The organism is Anatilimnocola floriformis (assembly GCF_024256385.1).
Classification (GTDB): Bacteria; Planctomycetota; Planctomycetia; order Pirellulales; family Pirellulaceae; genus Anatilimnocola; species Anatilimnocola floriformis.
In genome coordinates this window covers 37,159-55,629 of record NZ_JAMLFW010000003.1, presented here as the reverse complement: position 1 = coordinate 55,629, position 18,471 = coordinate 37,159, and the positions used below count along the sequence as shown (strand labels likewise).

General features: G+C 59.7%; 15 protein-coding genes. 11 read left to right on the top strand and 4 right to left on the bottom strand.

The window, feature by feature from the left end:
* Window positions 1–33 precede the first annotated feature (33 nt).
* The 3 genes from M9Q49_RS33470 to M9Q49_RS33460 all read right to left on the bottom strand — a co-directional run bounded on the left by M9Q49_RS33470 (window position 34) and on the right by M9Q49_RS33460 (window position 3,125).
* Window positions 34–924, bottom strand: coding sequence for a hypothetical protein (locus M9Q49_RS33470; RefSeq protein ID WP_254513688.1), 891 nt, complete (start codon window positions 922–924; stop codon window positions 34–36).
* Window positions 921–1,607 carry a metal-dependent hydrolase gene (locus M9Q49_RS33465; protein ID WP_254513687.1) on the bottom strand — a complete coding sequence of 229 codons (687 nt, stop codon included), beginning with the start codon at window positions 1,605–1,607 and terminating at the stop codon, window positions 921–923. The genes M9Q49_RS33470 and M9Q49_RS33465 overlap by 4 nt, the downstream gene beginning before the upstream one ends.
* Window positions 1,608–1,706: 99 nt before the next feature.
* Window positions 1,707–3,125: a glucose-6-phosphate isomerase gene (locus M9Q49_RS33460; protein WP_254513686.1), complete on the bottom strand. Its 1,419-nt coding sequence runs from the start codon at window positions 3,123–3,125 to the stop codon at window positions 1,707–1,709.
* A 226-nt stretch (window positions 3,126–3,351) separates the two neighbouring features.
* Between M9Q49_RS33460 and M9Q49_RS33455 the strand changes: the two genes are divergently transcribed.
* The 10 genes from M9Q49_RS33455 to M9Q49_RS33410 all read left to right on the top strand — a co-directional run bounded on the left by M9Q49_RS33455 (window position 3,352) and on the right by M9Q49_RS33410 (window position 15,916).
* Window positions 3,352–4,557, top strand: a complete 1,206-nt coding sequence (locus M9Q49_RS33455; RefSeq protein WP_254513685.1) for a 2,3-bisphosphoglycerate-independent phosphoglycerate mutase — start codon at window positions 3,352–3,354, stop codon at window positions 4,555–4,557.
* A 382-nt stretch (window positions 4,558–4,939) separates the two neighbouring features.
* A complete protein-coding gene (gene floA, locus M9Q49_RS33450) occupies window positions 4,940–5,986 on the top strand; it encodes a flotillin-like protein FloA (protein WP_254513684.1) in 1,047 nt (348 codons plus the stop codon).
* Window positions 5,987–6,001: 15 nt separating this feature from the next.
* Entirely contained in the window at window positions 6,002–6,532 is a 531-nt protein-coding gene (locus M9Q49_RS33445) for a hypothetical protein (RefSeq protein ID WP_254513683.1), read from the top strand.
* Between the two features lie 123 nt (window positions 6,533–6,655).
* Complete coding sequence (locus tag M9Q49_RS33440; RefSeq protein ID WP_254513682.1) at window positions 6,656–7,573, top strand: NAD(P)-dependent oxidoreductase; 918 nt, start codon at window positions 6,656–6,658, stop codon at window positions 7,571–7,573.
* Between the two features lie 59 nt (window positions 7,574–7,632).
* Window positions 7,633–8,883, top strand: a complete 1,251-nt coding sequence (locus M9Q49_RS33435) for a cysteine desulfurase-like protein (protein WP_254513681.1) — start codon at window positions 7,633–7,635, stop codon at window positions 8,881–8,883.
* 18 nt (window positions 8,884–8,901) lie between these two features.
* The gene (locus tag M9Q49_RS33430) at window positions 8,902–9,222 is read left to right on the top strand and encodes a hypothetical protein (RefSeq protein ID WP_254513680.1); all 321 of its coding nucleotides are present in this window, start codon (window positions 8,902–8,904) and stop codon (window positions 9,220–9,222) included.
* Between the two features lie 8 nt (window positions 9,223–9,230).
* A complete protein-coding gene (locus tag M9Q49_RS33425; protein WP_254513679.1) occupies window positions 9,231–10,043 on the top strand; it encodes a 3-keto-disaccharide hydrolase in 813 nt (270 codons plus the stop codon).
* A 451-nt stretch (window positions 10,044–10,494) separates the two neighbouring features.
* Complete coding sequence (gene cutA / locus M9Q49_RS33420; RefSeq protein ID WP_254513678.1) at window positions 10,495–10,848, top strand: divalent-cation tolerance protein CutA; 354 nt, start codon at window positions 10,495–10,497, stop codon at window positions 10,846–10,848.
* Window positions 10,849–10,998: 150 nt separating this feature from the next.
* On the top strand, window positions 10,999–14,982 hold the full coding sequence (gene hrpA, locus M9Q49_RS33415; RefSeq protein ID WP_254513677.1) for an ATP-dependent RNA helicase HrpA: 3,984 nt from the start codon (window positions 10,999–11,001) through the stop codon (window positions 14,980–14,982).
* A 496-nt stretch (window positions 14,983–15,478) separates the two neighbouring features.
* Window positions 15,479–15,916 carry a hypothetical protein gene (locus M9Q49_RS33410; protein WP_254513676.1) on the top strand — a complete coding sequence of 146 codons (438 nt, stop codon included), beginning with the start codon at window positions 15,479–15,481 and terminating at the stop codon, window positions 15,914–15,916.
* A gap of 48 nt (window positions 15,917–15,964) precedes the next feature.
* Here M9Q49_RS33410 and M9Q49_RS33405 read toward each other — a convergent pair whose 3' ends face one another.
* Entirely contained in the window at window positions 15,965–16,360 is a 396-nt protein-coding gene (locus tag M9Q49_RS33405) for an ASCH domain-containing protein (protein WP_254513675.1), read from the bottom strand.
* Between the two features lie 24 nt (window positions 16,361–16,384).
* Here M9Q49_RS33405 and M9Q49_RS33400 point away from each other — a divergent pair, with 24 nt between their 5' ends.
* Window positions 16,385–18,055: a glycosyltransferase family 4 protein gene (locus tag M9Q49_RS33400; RefSeq protein ID WP_254513674.1), complete on the top strand. Its 1,671-nt coding sequence runs from the start codon at window positions 16,385–16,387 to the stop codon at window positions 18,053–18,055.
* The last annotated feature ends 416 nt before the right edge of the window (window positions 18,056–18,471 follow it).

Below are 18,471 nucleotides of genomic sequence, written 5' to 3'. Positions count from 1 at the left end.
TGGAAGTCGGCGAGCCGGTTTCCAGCGGCTTGCTTATTCGCGCGGCGTGAGTGTGGTGCTCAGCGTTGTAATCAGGTCGACGGTAATGGTCGAATCGCGATACATGCTCTCGGTAACGAGTCGCTGCGATGTTTCGGCGGCCAGCAATCGGCCTGGATCTTTCGCAAACCAAGCCGTGCCGGTATGGCTTTGCGTTTTGAGTTGCGGCGCGCCTTTGGGTGGCGAGTCGATCGTGAGTTCACCTTTCACATTGATCTTGTGTGCTGTTTTGCCGTCGCGGGTATCGCTGCCGGCGAGCGTGAACGTGCGGACGAGTTTGGCATTGCCGAGGGCCGCTTTGCTTTGGCGTTCGTCGGTCCAGGTTGCATCGCTGCCGGCGACTTCTGCGGGCAGCGGCAGGAGAGGTTGCTTGAGGAGTTGCTCGACCGTTTCTTTGCTTTGGACCGCGACTTTGGCCGCGTCACCAGCGGGCGCAGCTTCGGCGGGTGGTGACAAGCGTTCCGCGCTCGAGATCGCGCCCAGCGGCGTCATGGTGAGTTTGAACTTCGCGCCGATCAAACCCACAACCGCGCTGGCGAAATCCTTCGCGGCGCCGACGACGGGTTTCTTTTCGCGCGAATCGTAGATGACAGGAGTCTGCTCCGGGCCCTTCATTTCCATCCGCACGGCATCGATCGTTTGCTCGATGACAAACGCGTCGGCATCGGCCGACGTCACATCCCAGCCAACGAGAATCAGCAGATCGATCGTGGAGTTGAGCTTTTTGCCGCTGAGGTTCACCAGCGATTCGGTTTGTTGTTTCATCTCCAGCTGAAACTTGTCACCCTTTTGCAGCTTCCAGCGCAGTTCTTCCGCGATACTGCTCCTGTCAAAAGAAAAGACGAGCGCGAGAGCGGCGACCAACAAGAACATCCAAGTCTTCATAGCGAAAAACTTTCTCCCGGCTGCAGCACGCGCGGCTGGGCCGAGGTTTCCTGGCTGACGCGCTGAGCCCAGGCCTGAGCATCTTGCGCGATCGGCGGCCAGGTGTTGTAGTGCGAGGGCGCGACGAACTTCGGCTGCAGCAGTTTCGTCGCGGCGAGCGAATCATCAATTCCCATGGTATAGAGATCGCCGATAGGTAATACGGCCAGATCGAGTTTTGGTTCGGCGATCAGCCGCATATCGCTGAAGAAAGCCGTGTCGCAGGCGAAATAAATCCGCTTCCCTTCGTTCAGCTGCAGGATAAAGCCCGCCGGTGCGCCGCCATAACTGCCATCGGGCAATATCGACGAATGCCAGGCGATGGTCATCGTCACGCGGCCAAATTTTGTCGCCACGCTGCCGCCGAGATTCATGGCGATGGTGTTCTTCACGCCATGCTTCGTCTCGAACCAAGTGGCGATTTCGAAATTGGCGATCAGCGTGGCGTTGTTGCTGTTGGCTACCGCGGCTGCTTCCAGGCAGTGATCGTAATGGCCGTGTGAAACCAGTACGTAATCGGCACGGATGTCAGCCGCCTTGCAGGAAGCGGCTGGGCTGGAATCGAGATAAGGATCGAGCAGGATGGAGTGCTCGCCGGTTTGGATGAGCCAGCACGCGTGACCGAGCCAGGTTAGTGTCGCCATAGGAAGTTCTGAGTTTTGAGTTCTGAGTTCTGAGACAAGAGGACCTTGCTCGAGACTTCCTGTCTCAGAACTCAGAACTCAAAACTCAGAACTTTCCTCCTACCGCCCCAAAATCCGCTTCATCGCACCCTTATACATCTGCACGCCGGGCTGACCGTACGGATTGATGCCGAGCAACCGACCTTCGACGACCGTCGCGATCATCAGCCATTGAAAATATTGGCCCATCACCGTGACGTCGGTTGACGGCAAGTGCAGATCGATCGTCGGCCGGCCGTCGCCTGCATAGGCTTCGTTGGTCCCTTGGATGGCAGCGCTCATCAGTTCCGGCAGCGTCTTGGCGGCGATGTCGTTGAGCTTGTCTTGATCGAATTCGCTCTTGCCGACGGCCAGCGAATCGAATCGCCACTTGTCGACGATGACGTTGACGAACAGTTTGTCGCGCCGGCCTTGCTGATGTTGTTGAGCGCGGCTGTGCAGGTCGCGCGTGTTCACCGTCGTGAGTGGCGTCGCGCCCAGGAACCGCTTGCCGAGGCTTTCGGCGAGGAGTTGGTCATACCACAGGCCGGCGCACTCCAGCGACTTGGCCCACATGCAGAGGATCCGCAGGTTGGCCATGCGACGCGTTTCCATCAGGTGGCTCACGCCGACGAATTGCAGCACGGCGTTTTCCTTCGCCGGCGCTTCGCGGAAGTGCTTCGTCATCAGCGAAGCACCTTGCAGCAGGCGAATGATATCGAGCCCCATCAGGGCGGCCGGAACCAAGCCGACGGCAGACAAAATCGAGAAGCGGCCACCCACGCCGTCCGGCACGGGGAACCATTCCTTGCAACCGAGGGCCTGCGACAGATCGGCCAGTCGACCCTTTTCGCCCATCACTGGAATGATCAGCTCCGCAGCTTTCTTCACATCGCCGCCGCAGCTCTTCACGAGGGCCGCGGTGAACTGCCGGAAAGCAACGGCCGTCTCGAGCGTTTCGCCGCTCTTGCTGATGACGACAATGCCCCAGCGAGTTTCCGGCGTGGTCCCTTGCTGCGTGCCGAGCAGGTGCAGCAAGCCCTGCGAGGCATCGTTATCGATGTTGTTACCTTCGAAATAGATCCGCGGATAGCCGCCGCGCTCGGCTCGGCTCAACTCGTTGTAGTAAGGTTGGCAGCAGGCATCCATCAGAGCCTTGGCACCCATGTACGAACCGCCGATGCCGAGGATCACGACGCGATCGACCTGCTCGCGCAGCTTCGCGGCCGCCGTCATGATGCGGCCCAATTCGCTCTCGGCCCGCCTCTCTTGATATTCCTTCAGCAAGCGATCGGGCAGATCGAGAAAGCCGTGATCGAGCGGGTCTTTTTCGGCGGGGATCTTCTTCGAGTCGTACGCCTTGGCGTCGGCTTCGAGGACTTCCTTCTGAGCGTATTCCAGCGAAGGCCGCAGCGCGGCGAGCTCGGTTTCGGTCACGCCGAAGTCCGCGTGAATGGCGCCGGAGATGTCGAGTTTGAGAGGAACGATGGCAGCGGCCATGGAAAAACGCCTGTCAGAGCGGTAGCGAAACGCAAAAAGGAGAGAGTGCGGTTGAAGATACTGCGTCCACGCCACCTTGTGAACGGGCCGGGGGATAGGGATAAAGGTGGCAGAGAGGAAGAGGATAGAGATTAGAGCTGAAGCGACATTCTTCATCTCAAATCTCTCCTCTCTTCCCTTAACCTCTAGCCCCTTCATCTCTTCATCCCTACCCTCCGCCGCCGCCATGGATATCCACGCCCTTACCCGCGAATTGCAAACCAAGAACGACTCGAAAATCGTGATGCTCGTCGCCGACGGCCTCGGCGGTTTGCCGATGACGCCAGGCGGTAAGACGGAGCTCGAAACGGCGGTCAAGCCGAACCTCGATGCCTTGGCGAAAATCGGCGTGCAGGGTGCCAGCCTGCCGGTTTGTCCGGGCATTGCTCCGGGTAGCGGCCCCGGCCACCTCGGGCTGTTTGGTTACGATCCCATTCAATATCAGATCGGCCGCGGCGCACTCGAAGCCACCGGCATCGGCTTCGCCATGCAACCGGGCGACGTCGCCGCTCGCGGCAACTACTGCACGCTGGATAAGGACGGCTTGATCAGCGATCGCCGCGCCGGCCGGATTGCCTCGGAAGAAAGCGCGCCGCTGGCCACGCTCCTCCGCGCGGTGAAAATTCCCGGCGTCGAAGTCTTCGTCGAGCCTGTGAAAGAGCATCGCTTCGTCGTCGTCTTCCGCGGCGAAGGTCTCGCCGGCAATGTGAAGGACACCGATCCACAAGCTGTCGGCAAAGCGCCGCTGCAAGCCATTGGTCACGATGTGCCCAGCGAAAAAGCCGCCGCCATCGCCAATGAGTTCGTCAAGCAAGCCACGAAGATTCTCGCCGGTCAGCCGAAGGCGAACGGCCTCACGCTCCGCGGCTTCAGTGGTCGTCCCGCGTTGCCAAGCTACGACGAAGTGTACGGCCTCCGCGCCGGCGCGATCGCCGTTTATCCGATGTACAAAGGTCTGGCCCAGCTGGTCGGCATGAAGATCCTCGGCAAGGCCCAGACGCTCGACGAGCAAGTCGACGTGATGACGCAGTACTGGAAGGATTTTGACTTCTTCTTCCTGCACTACAAATACACCGACAGCACCGGCGAAGACGGCAACTTCGCCGCCAAGGTGAAGAAGATCGAAGAGTTCGACGCCGTTCTGCCCCGCGTCCAAGCCCTCAAGCCCGACGTGCTGATCGTCACCGGCGACCACAGCACACCGAGCTATCTGAAGGCCCACAGCTGGCACCCGGTGCCCACGCTCCTCGTCAGCGACTGCTGCCGCACTGACGGCAACACGACCTTCGGCGAAAACACCGCCATCCGCGGTGGCCTGGGGCAATTCAAGGCGAAGTACTTGATGACGCTGGCCCTGGCGAATGCCGGGCGGTTGCAGAAGTATGGGGCCTAACAAGGTAGGCCGGAATGACTTGCAACTTTTGGCCACCGCATCTCCTGCGACCACTGGGCTTGCCCCAGTGGAGCATTCACTGATCGGCTACACACGGACGACTCTTGAATCTCCCGGCGACCACCGGCCTCGCGCCGGTGGGGCCCTCACTACTTTGGCTAGATCGCAGCTCAGTGAACGCTCCACGGGGACGAGCCCCGTGGTCGCGGTGAGTTCGACATTCTCGTTCAACGTAGCTGGCCAGTGATCGCCCCGCCGGCACTAGGCCGGCGGTCGCGTGTCATCGAAACGCGTTGCCCATGAGTGTATGCGTGAATCGTTCCGGTTATCATATCCGGCAAGACACGCTATCTGAAAACGCGCCGCTTCCTGAGGCCTCATTATGTTCTTGCTTGCTGACGATATTTCGCTCCCAGCCATCATCACGTTGGTGCTGCTGGTTTTCGTCGTCATCTTTATGCTGATCGTGGCGGCGATCTTTGCGAACTTCTTTCGGCTGTGGATTCAATCGTTCCTCACCCGCGCCGGCATTTCGCTGTTCGATCTGATCGGCATGACGTTCCGCAAGGTGAATAAGGACGTCATCGTCAAATCGAAAATCATGTGCGTGCAGGCCGGCCTGCCCGATGAAATCACCGGCAAAGCCCTCGAAGCCCACTACCTTTCCGGCGGCAACGTGCCGCTGGTGATTCGGGCCCTGATCGCCGCCAACAAAGCCAAGATCATTCGCCTCAGCTATCGCGAAGCGACGGCCATCGACCTCGCTGGTCGTAACGTGCTCGAAGCCGTGCAGACCAGCGTTTATCCCAAGGTCATCGATTGCCCGGCCAAGAATTCCGGCAAGGACTTTCTCGAAGCTGTCGCGGCCAACGGCATTCAGCTCCGCGTGCGAGCTCGCGTGACGGTGCGGGCCAATCTGCAACAGCTCATCGGCGGCGCTACCGAAGAAACAATCATCGCCCGTGTCGGCGAAGGGATCGTGTCGGCCATCGGTTCGGCCGAAGATCACATGGAAGTGCTCGAAAATCCCGACCGCATTTCGAAAGCCGTGCTCGCTCGCCGGCTCGACTCGCAAACGGCGTTTGAAATTGTCTCGGTGGATATCGCCGACATCGACGTCGGCGAAAACATCGGTGCTCGCGTGCGAGCCGATCAGGCCGAAGCCGATACTCGCGTGGCTCGCGCCCGCGCCGAAGGTCGCCGCGCCATGGCAGTGGCTGCCGAACAAGAACAGATCGCTCGCATCGAAGAATCGCGGGCGCTCCTCGTCGCCGCCGAAGCCGAAGTGCCGAAGGCCATGGCGGCTGCGTTCAACAGCGGTAAGCTCGGCATCATGGATTACTACAAGATGCGAAATCTGGTGGCCGACACCGACATGCGTCGCGGCATCGCCGGGGCCAGCGCCAGCACGCCGACCAAAACGAACTAGCGCGGGAGCTCAGCCATGCGTGATGAAGTCGAAGAGTTTCTCCGCCGCGCTGCCGCCCGCCGCGCCCAGGCCGAAGCCAAACGCCGCGAGCAACAGCAACCGGCCAAGCCCGCGCCGCCTCCGCAGCAGCCACAGCGTCAGCCGCTGGTGCAACGCCAACCGCTCGCGCAGCGAGCGCCGGTACAAGCCGAGCCGCTGGTCGAAATCATCGACGCCGAAGTCGCCGATACGAGCAGCAGCTTTAACTCTTCCGTTTCGCAGCACCTCCGCGGCACGACCGAGATCGCTCGCCACGCTTCCAGCCTCGGCGCCGAAGTCGACCAGGCCGACGACCGGCTCGAAGCCCGCCTGCACAAAACGTTCGATCATCAACTGGGCCAACTCAAAGACACAACGACCGCTGCCCCCGTGAAGCAGCCGATGCAAACGTCCGACGCCCTGCTAGCCTCGATGAACCTCACGCGGCTGCTGTCGAACGCCCAATCCATTCGAAACGCAATCATCCTCAGCGAAGTTCTGAACCGGCCCGAAAGCCGGTGGGAGTGAGGGCAGGGAACTAGGGACTGGGGGCTAGGGAAATGCAGTTTTCCTAAACCTCGTTCCAGTGTTCAGCCTTTTTCCCCAGCCCCCAGTTCCTAGCCCCCAGCCCCTATTTCAGAGATAAACATCATGGCTATTCAACGCATCGTTCCCGGACAAACTCGCCTCGGCTGGATCGGCACGGGCGTGATGGGTTCGAGCATGTGCTCACACCTCATTGCCCGCGGTTTTCAAATGACCGTCACGACTCGCTCGCGCAGCAAAGCCCAAGCCTTGCTCGACCGCGGCGCGGCCTGGGCTAGTTCGCCGCGCGAAGTGGCCAGCCGTAGCGATGTGGTGTTTGCCATCGTCGGCTTTCCCAAGGATGTGCGCGAAGTGTTCCTCGGTGCTGAAGGGGCCCTCGCTGGTTCGAAGCCCGGCAGCATTCTCGTCGACATGACCACCAGCGAGCCGTCGCTGGCAGTCGAGATCTACGACGCTGCGAAATCGCGCGGCGTGCATGCGGTCGATGCTCCTGTTTCTGGCGGCGACATCGGTGCCAAGGAAGCTCGCCTGTCGATCATGATCGGCGGCGATCGCGACGTGGTCGAAGCCCTCCATCCTTGCTGGGAAACGATGGGCAAAACCATCATCCACCAAGGCCAGGCCGGCGCGGGTCAGCACACGAAGTGCGTCAACCAAACGCTGATCGCGGCCAACATGGTGGGCGTGTGCGAAGCCTTGCTCTATGCCTACAAAGCCGGTCTCGATCTGAACACGGTGCTGCAATCGGTCGCGCCGGGCGCTGCCGGCAGCTGGTCGTTGTCGAACCTCGGCCCGCGGATCATCGCCAACAATTTCGACCCCGGCTTCTTCGTCGAGCATTTCATCAAGGACATGGGCATCATCCTCGACGAAGCCAACCGCATGGGCCTCAGCCTGCCCGGCCTGGCGCTCTCGCGGCAACTCTACATCGCCCTGAAGGCCCAAGGGCATGGCCGCGACGGCACGCATGCACTCATGCTCGCCCTCGGCTCGCTCAGCGGCGTCGATTGGCGTCGGCGGTAACAGACGGCCTGCAATCCGCTAAAATGCCCGTTCACTAAAAACGGGTAGGAGCGGCGGCGATGAAATTTACTGCAGATGTTCTCGAGCATTGTCGACGGCAGTTTCCGGCGCTGTCGCGGCGCATCGCCGATCAGCCTGCCGTTTATCTGGATGGGCCGGCCGGAACGCAGGTGCCGCAGCGCGTCATCGATGCGATCGGCAATTATCTGGCCCACACCAACGCCAATCACGGCGGGCTCTTTCCCACGGGTCGCGAGAGCGATCGGCTGCTCGACGAAGCCCATCGCGCTGCTGCCGATTTTCTCGGCACCGACGATCCCGATACGGTCGCCTTTGGCCAGAACATGACGTCGCTGACGTTCGCTTTTTCGCGCGCCCTCGCCAAGACCTGGCAACCGGGCGACGAAGTGATCGTGACGCGTGTCGACCACGATGCCAACGTCACCCCGTGGGTTCTCGCGGCGAAAGATGCTGGCGCGACGCTCAAGTTCATCGAGTTCAACCGCAGCGATTGCACGCTGGACCTCGAACAATTTCGGGCTGCCATCACCAGCAAAACCAAACTCGTTGCGGTTGGTTGCGCGAGCAATGCCACCGGCGGCGTGAATCCGGTGCGCGATATCGCTGGCTGGGCACATCAAGTCGGCGCGCTGGTGTTTCTCGATGCGGTTCACTACGCGCCGCATCGTTTGATCGACGTGCAAGCGCTCGGCTGCGATTTCCTAGCTTGCTCGGCCTACAAGTTTTTTGGGCCGCACACGGGCATGTTGTGGGGCAAACGCGAGTTGATGGAAAAGCTGACGGCGTACAAGGTGCGCCCGGCCACCGATTCACTCCCCGGCAAATGGATGACCGGCACGCAGAGTCACGAGAGCATCGCGGGCGTGCTGGCCTGTATTGATTACCTCGCCGATATCGGCCGCATGGTGGCCGGCAACGATTCGCTCGACCGCCGATCGGCGCTGCGCGAGGCGTATGCTGCGATCGACGAGTATGAAAAAATTCTGATTGACCGACTCTTGCACGGTCTGAGCCAAATCGACGAGATCAAAGTCTGGGGCATCACCGATCGAGCCCGGCTGAGCGAACGCGTCGCGACCGTTTCGCTGACGCACGATCGCTACACCTCGGCCCAACTCGCCGAGCGTTTGGGCGAGCAGGGTATTTTTGCCTGGCACGGCAACTATTATGCATTGCAGTTGAGCGAAGCCCTCGGCCACGAACCCAACGGCATGCTCCGCCTCGGGTTGGTGCACTACAACACGACGGCGGAAGTCGACCGAGTGCTCAGATCGCTGGAAGAGGTTTAGTTTCCCGGAGTCGAGTCGATGTTCACGAAACTTCGCTTCACGATTCGTGATATTCTGTGGGGAATGACGCTGCTCGCGGTTTTGCTCGGCTGGGCCGTCGATCGGAATTGGCGAGCGCGGATTAGTTCCAATGAAGACTTACGCGCCTGGCAATTTGCCTCGGTCGCTCATTTTCTAAAACAAAAGACGCCTTGGACGGCAACAACCTCAGCCAACGGCGATGTGGTTTTCACCAGTTCGGATCACGAAAAGACCGAAATCTCGCAGCAGGCGTTTGTCAGGCCAGAACACGTTCCGCAACCTCAGTACGTTGGCAAGCCAATTTATCCACATCCTTAAGGAATACCATGTTTCGCTCCTCTCTTCTGACGTTGTCGTTCCTCGCACTCGCCACCGCAAGTTTGGCCTTCGCTCAAGAAGCCAAAAAAGACGAAGCCAAGAAAGATGACGGCGAATGGATTCAACTCTTCAACGGCAAGAACCTCGACGGTTGGACTCCCAAAATTCGTTATCACGAACTGGGCGAGAATTGGAACGACACGTTCCGCGTCGAAGATGGCCTGTTGAAGGTCGGCTATGACAAGTACGACAAGTTCAACGAGACCTTTGGCCATTTGTTCTATAAGGAATCGTTTTCGTACTACGTCCTCCGCGTCGAATATCGCTTCGTCGGCAAGCAGTGCGAAGGCGGGCCGGGCTGGGCCATTCGCAACAGCGGTGCGATGATTCACGGCGAAAAGCCGGAGACGATGACCAAGGATCAGGACTTTCCGGCGTCGATCGAGGTGCAACTCCTCGGCGGCAACGGCAAGGACCCGCGGACCACGGCCAACCTATGCACGCCCGGTACGAACGTGGTGATGAAGGGTGAACTCATCACGCGGCACTGCACCAACTCAACGTCGAAGACCTACCACGGCGAAGATTGGGTGACGGTCGAAATCACCGTGCGCGGCAACCAGGTCATTCAGCACAAGATCGACGGCGCTTCGGTGCTCACCTACAACGAACCGCAACTCGACGAGCGCGACGCGCACGCCAAGGACTTGATTGCCAAAGCCGGCAACAAAATGCTGAGCGGCGGTACGATCAGCCTGCAATCGGAAAGTCATCCGGTTGAGTTCCGCAAAGTCGAACTAAAGAAACTGGCTGTGGAGTAGTTCTGTATTCTCGGTACTCATTTCGCTCCGCCGAGATGAACCGCCGTAAGCGTACTCGCGAAGCGGCGGTGCGTTAAAGCGGGATTATCAAAGAAGCAGACAAAGGCATGCGTTACTTGCTCCGCACCCTCCTGTTCGTGATGTTCCTCGTTGGGCCAGCGATAACAATGCCTGGTATCTTCGGTCTGCTCGCGGGGATAGTAGTCGCAGTGTGCCTGATCGCTGCCGTGCTAACGGCAGCGGACCTATGGATGCGGAGAGTTTTCTGAAGGCATGCTTATTCGTGACATTGGGAATTGCCGCCTTGGCAAACAGAGGATCCGAACCCGTGAGTTGACCGTCACCTTAATCGCCCGGTTATGCAAACCGGGCCGTTTCGTTAAAATCGATCGCGAACAGCGTCGTTCTAACGGGCAAACGGCGTGCTTTTTTCTCATAACGGAGTTTGCCAATGCCCAAAGAGTTCATTCAGGTCGTCACGACCACCGGCGACAAGGAATCGGCCGACAAGATCGCGACGAACATTCTCAATCGTCGCCACGGCGCGTGCGTGCAGATCAACGGGCCGATCGAGAGCAGCTATTGGTGGAACGGCCGGATCGAAACCGCCCGCGAATACACCTGCACCATCAAGACCCTGCGCGATAAGTTTTCGCAGGTCGAAAAAACAATCCTCGAATTTCATCCGTACGATCAGCCGGAAATTCTCGCCACGCCGGTCGTCGCGATCACCGCCGATTACGCGGCCTGGCTGATCGAGCAACTGGCGCCGCCGAAGAAGGTGGCGGCCAAGGAAGAGAAGTAGCGGTTTTTTGCCGCGTGAACCTGCTGGCGAATGCGAGTGTCTGCGAAAGTAGCTGAATTCGCCAGAATTCAGATGGTGACGTTCAACTGCCGGCCCTGAATTCTGGCGAATTCAGCTACAACTCGCGAATTCAGCAACACGTCTCTCCTCATGTCCTACTACGCTCAGCTCGAGGCGCAACTCGCCGCAGCGATGCAGCGCGATGCTCATCGCCTGCGCAATCAACTGCGCGCCATCCGCCAGGCCGAGCAAAGCGGCAAGCCCTTCGATCGCAATCTGGCGAAGTTGCAAGCCGAACTTGAGAAGTCGGTCGCCGACGCCGAACGGCGCAAAGCACTCGTTCCCAAAATCGAATACGACGAGGCCCTGCCGGTCGTCGGTCAGCGCGAAATCATCGCGAAAACCATTCGTGAAAACCAAGTCGTCGTCGTCTGCGGCGAAACAGGCTCTGGCAAAAGTACACAGCTGCCGAAGATTTGTTTAGAGATCGGCCGAGGTGTGCGCGGGCTCATCGGTCATACCCAGCCGCGGCGAATCGCGGCACGCTCGATCGCCGCGCGTGTGGCGGAAGAATTAGGTCCCGGCGGACAAAAACTCGTCGGCTACAAGATTCGCTTTGCCGATCAGACCTCGCCCGACACGCTGCTGAAAGTGATGACCGACGGCGTGCTCCTCGCCGAATCGCAAAGCGATCGCTACCTCGAGCAGTACGACACGCTGATCATCGACGAAGCCCACGAGCGCTCGCTCAACATCGACTTCCTCCTCGGCTATCTCCATCGCCTGCTGCAAAAACGATCCGATCTGCGACTGATCATCACCTCGGCCACGCTCGATGCTCAGCGCTTCGCCGAACACTTCGGCCATGCTGGCGAAAACGGCAAAGTCATTCCCGCGCCGATCATCGAAGTGAGCGGGCGAACTTATCCCGTCGAATTACTCTACCGGCCGTTGTCGCACGAAGACGACGACTTCGAACTCGATCCGGTGCAGGGCGTGCTGCGCGGGATCGATGAACTCGCGTCGCGCGGACCCGGCGATGTGCTCGTCTTCCTGCCAACCGAGCGCGACATTCTTGAGGTTTCGCATAAGTTAAGAGGTCGGCAGCTCGCCGGCGGCTCGGCCGAAGTGCTGCCGCTGTACGCTCGCCTCTCGACGGCGGAGCAGAACAAGGTCTTCCGCAATCACAGCGGCCGGCGAATTGTGCTCGCCACCAACGTTGCTGAGTCGTCGCTCACCGTGCCTGGCATTCGTTACGTCGTCGATACCGGCACGGCCCGCGTCAGTCGCTATTCGGCCCGCAGCAAACTGCAACGGCTCCCCATCGAATCGATCTCGCAAGCATCAGCCGACCAGCGCAAAGGCCGCTGCGGTCGTATCGGCCCCGGCGTGTGCATTCGTCTTTACAGCGAAGAAGATTTTCTCCGCCGCGAGCGCTACACACCGCCAGAAATTCAGCGCACGAATCTCGCGTCGGTCGTGCTGCAAACGCTGGCGCTCGATCTCGGTCTGATCGAAGATTTTCCCTTCATCGATCCGCCCCGCTCCGAATCCATTCGCGACGGCTACAAGACCCTCTTCGAACTCGGCGCGATCGATCATCAGCAGCAGCTGACCCCCGTCGGCAGACAGTTAGCAAAGCTCCCCGCCGATCCGCGGATCGGCCGCATCTTGCTGGCCGCCGATCGCGAAGGTTGCCTAGCCGATGTGTTGATCATCGCGGCTGCCCTCGAAACACAGGATCCGCGCGAGCGCCCCGCCGATCGCGCTGCTGCCGCCGATGAAGCTCATCGCAAGTTTCAGTCCGGCGACAGCGACTTCCTGACCTACATCAAGCTTTGGGATTTTTACAACAAGCTGAAAACAGAGCTGACTCGCGGCCAGCTGCGCAAAGCCTGTTCGCAGAACTTCCTCTCCGAGCTCCGCATTCGCGAATGGCATGACGTGCATCGGCAGTTGCTCGACATGGTCACGCAGTTCGGCTTGAAGGTTGGTCACCGTCGCTGGCTCACCGCGGCCGGCGAAGACTTGCCGAAAGATCAAAATGCCTACGATGCGATCCATCGCGCGCTGCTCACCGGCCTGCTCTCGAACGTCGCGCTGAAGGGCGAAACGGCGGAGTACACCGGCGCGGGAAACAACAAGCTCTTCCTCTGGCCCGGCAGCGGCGTGTTTCAAAATCGGCCGAAGTGGATCGTCGCCGCCGATCTTGTGGAAACGACGAAGAACTACGCCCGCACCATCGCTCGCATCGATCCCGGTTGGATCGAGCCCCTCGCGCAGCACCTGGTCAACTATCACTACACCAATCCCGCTTGGGAAAAGCGGGCCGGTTCGACGATGGCCAACGAGCGCGTCTCGCTCTTCGGCTTGACCATCATTCCGCGGCGACGAGTTCGCTACGGCCCGATCGATCCGCTCGCTTCGCGCGAGCTGATGATCCGCAGCGGCCTGGTCGAAGGGGAATTCGAAACCCGCGCGCCCTTCTTTCGGCACAATCAAGAGCTACGCGAAGAGCTCATTCACCTGGCCGCGAAAGCGCGTCGGCGCGATCTGCTCGTCGAAGATCAACTCGTCGATGATTTTTACAGCGGCCGAATTCCGCCCGATGCTTACGATCAGCCGCGACTCGAAAAATGGCTCCGCGCGAATGAAAAAGAGAAGCCGCGCGTGCTGCATATGGAAGCTGCCGATCTTTTAGGTCACGAACTCGAACCGCCGCCGCCGGAAGAGTATCCCGAGAAGCTCGAGCTCGATCGGCTGCAGTTGCCGCTCGAATATCACTACGAACCGGGGGCCGAAAACGACGGCTTGACGGTCGACGTACCCCGCGAAGCGATCTTCCAACTTTCGGCCGAGCGACTCAACTGGCTGATCCCCGGCATGCTCGTGGAAAAAGTCGAGCACCTCATCAAGTCGCTCCCCAAGCAGCAGCGGCGCAACTTGATCCCCGCGCCGGACGTTGCCAAACGCGTCGCCAAGCAACTGCACTTCGCCAAGTCGTCGTTCATGCTCGAAGTGGCCCGCAGCTTGTCGAAGGAAGCCGGCGAACCGATCGGACCGGAGCAGTTCGATCTGTCGCGGCTGCCGACGCACTTGGTGATCAACGTGCGCGTCCGCGACGAGCACGGCAAAGTCCTCGCCGAAGGACGCGATTTGGAAGTGCTGCGCGAAAAAGTCGGCGCAACGAAATCAGTTGCCGCCGCGCAAGCCGCCGAAAAAAGCCCCTGGCATCGGGATGGCGTGAAGGCTTGGGAATGGGATGTGTTGCCGGAATCGGTCGATCTCACCCGCGGCGGTTTGTCGTTCACGCGTTTCCCCGCCGTTGTCGACATGCAGGAAACCGTCACACTGCGGCTGTGCGAGACGCAGCCCGAAGCCGAGCAACTGACCTGGGGCGGCATTCGGCGGTTGGTGGTGATCGATAAGCCACGGCGGTATCGCGAGCAGATCGAACACTTGCCGAAGCTTGCACAGATTCAAGTCCTCGCCGCGCCTCTCTGCAAGGAACGCACGCTCATTCAGCAATTGGTAGATTTGCTCGCGCAGCGCTCGATTGATCTGGCCCGCACTTCACCGCGGGCGATTGGTCCTAAGGGCGCTCTCCCGCGCACGAAGGACGATTTTCTCAAGCTCCAAAAACTCTCCGCCGATCAACTGCTCCCCGCCGTGCAGGAAGTAACGCGGTTCGCGCTGCCGCTGTTCGAAGCCTATCACCAGGCTCGCCTCGCGCTCGAACAGCCGCGGCCCGAAATGTGGCAGCCGATTGTGGAGGACCTGCGGCAGCAGTTCGCCGAACTTCTCACGCCCCACTTTCTCGCCAACACCCCTTGGGAATGGCTACAACATTTCCCGCGCTACCTTAAAGGCATCGCGCTCCGCCTGCAAAAGGTCATCAGCACCGGCCTGCCGCGCGATCGCCAAGCCATGGCGCAAGTCACGCCCCGCATCGAAGCCTGGCACACCCGCCGCGAAGTTCATCGCAAGCATCACGTGCTCGATCCGCAACTCGAAATCTTCCGTTGGCAACTCGAAGAATTCCGCATCAGCTTGTTTGCCCAAGAACTCGGCACAAGCCAGGCGGTGAGCGGACCGCGGCTGGATAAGCAGTGGGAGAAGGTGAGATTGACTTAGAGATTGCGACCGAACGCGTATCTAGTCGATCGCTGGATAGTGTTTCATTAGCCTCCGGCTTCAGCCGGAGGTGTTCGCGTAAAAACGCTCCCGGCTTTAGCCATCGAAATGCAAGCGGCTAAAGCCGAGCCCGCTTGGGCCGAAGTACCACCGGCTGAAGCCGGTGGCTAAGGGGTCACAATATCAGTTGCGACTTGCGAGGATTTGTCGCGCACGATTTTGGAGAATAGCGACGAACTTATTAGCACGCACGTACCCTGTGTACTCGGCTCGTTCTGCCTCAGTCAAATCGCCGTCGGTGCACTTGGTAGCGAGTTTCTCAATGCGATCTGCTAGCGCCAGATCTACGCGAAAGGCCGCCACCTGTTCAGCAAATTCGGGAAAGAGCAAGTCAAACAGCGGCTGAACGGCCCGCTCAAACGCCTTTGATTCGTTGGGAGTTTGCATTTGATTAACATAACAAAATCACCCTGCAATCTCCAAACTTTTGGACATCATGACCGACGCCGAACTCCTCCGTCGCTTCGAAACCCAAGCCATCGCGCGCAGTCAGTGGACGCATCGGCTGCATGTGCGGATGGCGTATTTGTATTTGCGGCAACATTCGTTCGACGAAGCGCTCGCGAAAATACGCAGCGGCATTCAACGGCTCAACGTGGCCAATCAAGTACCCGAGGAACCGCAGGCCGGTTACAACGAAACGCTGACGGTGGCTTGGGCGCGGATCATTCACACCACGATCGTCGAGCAAGGGCCGGAGCAAACTTCCGACGAGTTTGTCGATCGGCAGCCGCAGCTCTTATCGAGGACCTTGCTGCGGTTGTTTTATTCGCGTGCGATTTGGAATGAGCAGGATTGCAAGACGAAGTTTGTCGAGCCGGATCTAGCTCCCTTGCCAATGCCACGAACAGGATCGCGTAGCACGAACCCCTAGGTTCGTGCGAGCGAGTGAAGCTCCGTTTGTCGATCGACGCGAACGAACCTAGGGGTTCGTTCTACGTCGCTCTGGGGAATCGTCCGGCACGGCGAAGGGAAAGAAAAACATCGGCTGCGGCCGGCGCGTTGGTTTGAGCGGTTTCGTCAGGCGCTCGGGCCGAGCGAGTTGCCATTCGTAGAATTCTTCGCCGCGCACGCAATTGGTGATTTCGACGCTGCCGAGGATCAAGCCGATCGGCAGTTCTTCCCGGCTCAATTCGGCATCGGTAAATGCGCACGCGGGTCCCGGGATTTGACTCGCGTAAAGATAGACGCGCTCGCGCACGCGGGTGGCTCGGCTGCGGTATTCTATCGTCTTGCGGCCGGCGAGGATCAGCTCGATGTACGGCTGCCGAACGCTGAGGGCGCGCGTGATCGATGGTGGTGAAGCGCGACGTGACACGGCTGAAATGGGCAGGAGGATGATGTGACGACGACAGCCGCCGTCTGGTATCAACCGGATGGCTATGATACCAGCGGCCAACGCCTGGTGGGTCGGCAGGCCGCGGGCGAACAGTTTCTCAAAGCGTGGGTGCGGCATTCAGGGGCGGCGCTGTTGCCGTGCTGTTCGCCGACGAAAAAAGAATACGAAGACTTCGTCAGTCGCACGCGAGCCTGGTTGCCACCGGGCAAGACCGCGCAGTGGGTTCCTGCCCGCTGGCTCGAAGGGCTCGGCAAGGTCGGCACGCTCTATCGGCCTGATCCGGCGCTCGGCGATTATGCCTGGCAGCGTCGCAGCTACGATCAGCGGGCTTACAGTTTGTGCGGCATTACGCACACCATCTGCAGTCGGGCCGTGATGGAGTTTTTTGGCGAGCTCGTCACCGCGCCGCTGCAAAGTTGGGACGCGCTCATCTGCACCAGCGATGCCGTGAAAGACACGCTCGACCAGGTGCTGCAGCATTGGTGTGAATATCAGCGCGAACGCAACGGCGGCGGTAATCCGCGCTGTCACGCGCAACTGCCGATCATTCCGCTGGGCGTTGATTGCGAAGCCTTTGCGCCGAGCGCGAAGAGTGCGCAACTGCGCGCTGGCTTTCGGAAGTCGCTCGAAATGAAGGACGACGACGTTGCGGTGCTCTACGTCGGCCGGCTGAATTTTTATGCAAAGGCGCATCCACTCGCTTCGTTTCAAGCCTTGAGTCGGGCCGCGAAAGCAACCAAGAAAAAGCTGTATTTGATTCAGGTTGGCTGGTTTGAAAACGAGCGTGAGGAAAAATCATTTCGGGCCGCGACCAAGCAATTTTGTCCCGGTGTCGATGCGGTGTTTCTCGACGGCCGACTGCCGGAGGTGCGGCAGCAGGCCTGGGCCGCAGCCGATCTCTTCATGTCGCTGTCGGACAACATTCAAGAGACCTTCGGTCTCACGCCCCTCGAAGCCATGGCGAGCAGTCTGCCGGTGATCTGTTCCGATTGGAATGGCTATCGCGCAACGGTGCGTCATGAGATCGATGGCTTTCGCATTCCCACGGTCATGCCCCCCGCGGGCGTCGGCGAGGACCTGGCCCGCGATCACTGGTCCGAATTGCTGCAGTACAACTCGTTCATTGCCCGTACCGCGATGACGACGGCCGTCGATGTCGATCAAACGACGCGCACGCTGTTGCAACTGATCGAGAATCCCGCCCTCCGCAAGCAGATGGGCGCGTCGGGCCTGGCTCGCGCCCGCGCCGAGTTCGACTGGCGACACATCATCGCGCGCTACGAAGCTCTGTGGCGCGAACTGGGCGAACGGCGACAAAAGGAAACCGAAATCGCGCCGCTGAAAAAGGGCTCGCCGGCTCATCCGCTGTCGATCGATCCCTTTCGTCTCTTTGGCCATTACTCGACGACCACGCTGTCACCGGCAACGCGTTTGCAAATCGGCCCCGAAGCCAGCGAAACGTCGCTCGCCGCCCTCAACGCCGACTGGATGACCTCTTTCGGCGCCGATGCCCGCCTGCCAGTCGAAGAATGGCAGGCGTTACTCACTCAACTTCGCGCGAAGGGCGAAGCCACCATCGGCGACTTGCTGAAGGCTTACGCCGGCCGCGAGATCCCGCTGTGGCGGACGATTGGCTATCTGCTGAAGATCGATGCCTTGCGGGTGAAGGTGTAAACAAGCGATGTGTGTGCGCGAAACTCTGACCTAAGTTGTCACCACTTGCACATTTAATTGACGACTGATCTTTCTCACTTAGGTTGATATTCGTGAAAATGACAGTTGTCGCTGCGCTACCGGTGCGCGCTGAGAGCGCCGACTGATATCGAGTGAAACGCTGCGGTGGGAGCGATCGGTTTGCGTGGAAGGGTCGTCGCTGATTGTTCCGTTTGCTGGTAATAAAGTGTGATATTTGAGCCCCGATATTGCGGCCAGTTTTTGTTCTTAAGTCTGGTCCGGCAACGACTTGTGGCTGAAATGATTTTTTGCATCACCTGTTATATTCTGGGAGTATGAAAGGGGGGGCAAGCTATTCCAAAATAGTTGGCCCACTGCACGGCTTGCCAGGAGCCTCGCCTGTCTCGCCCTCGTGA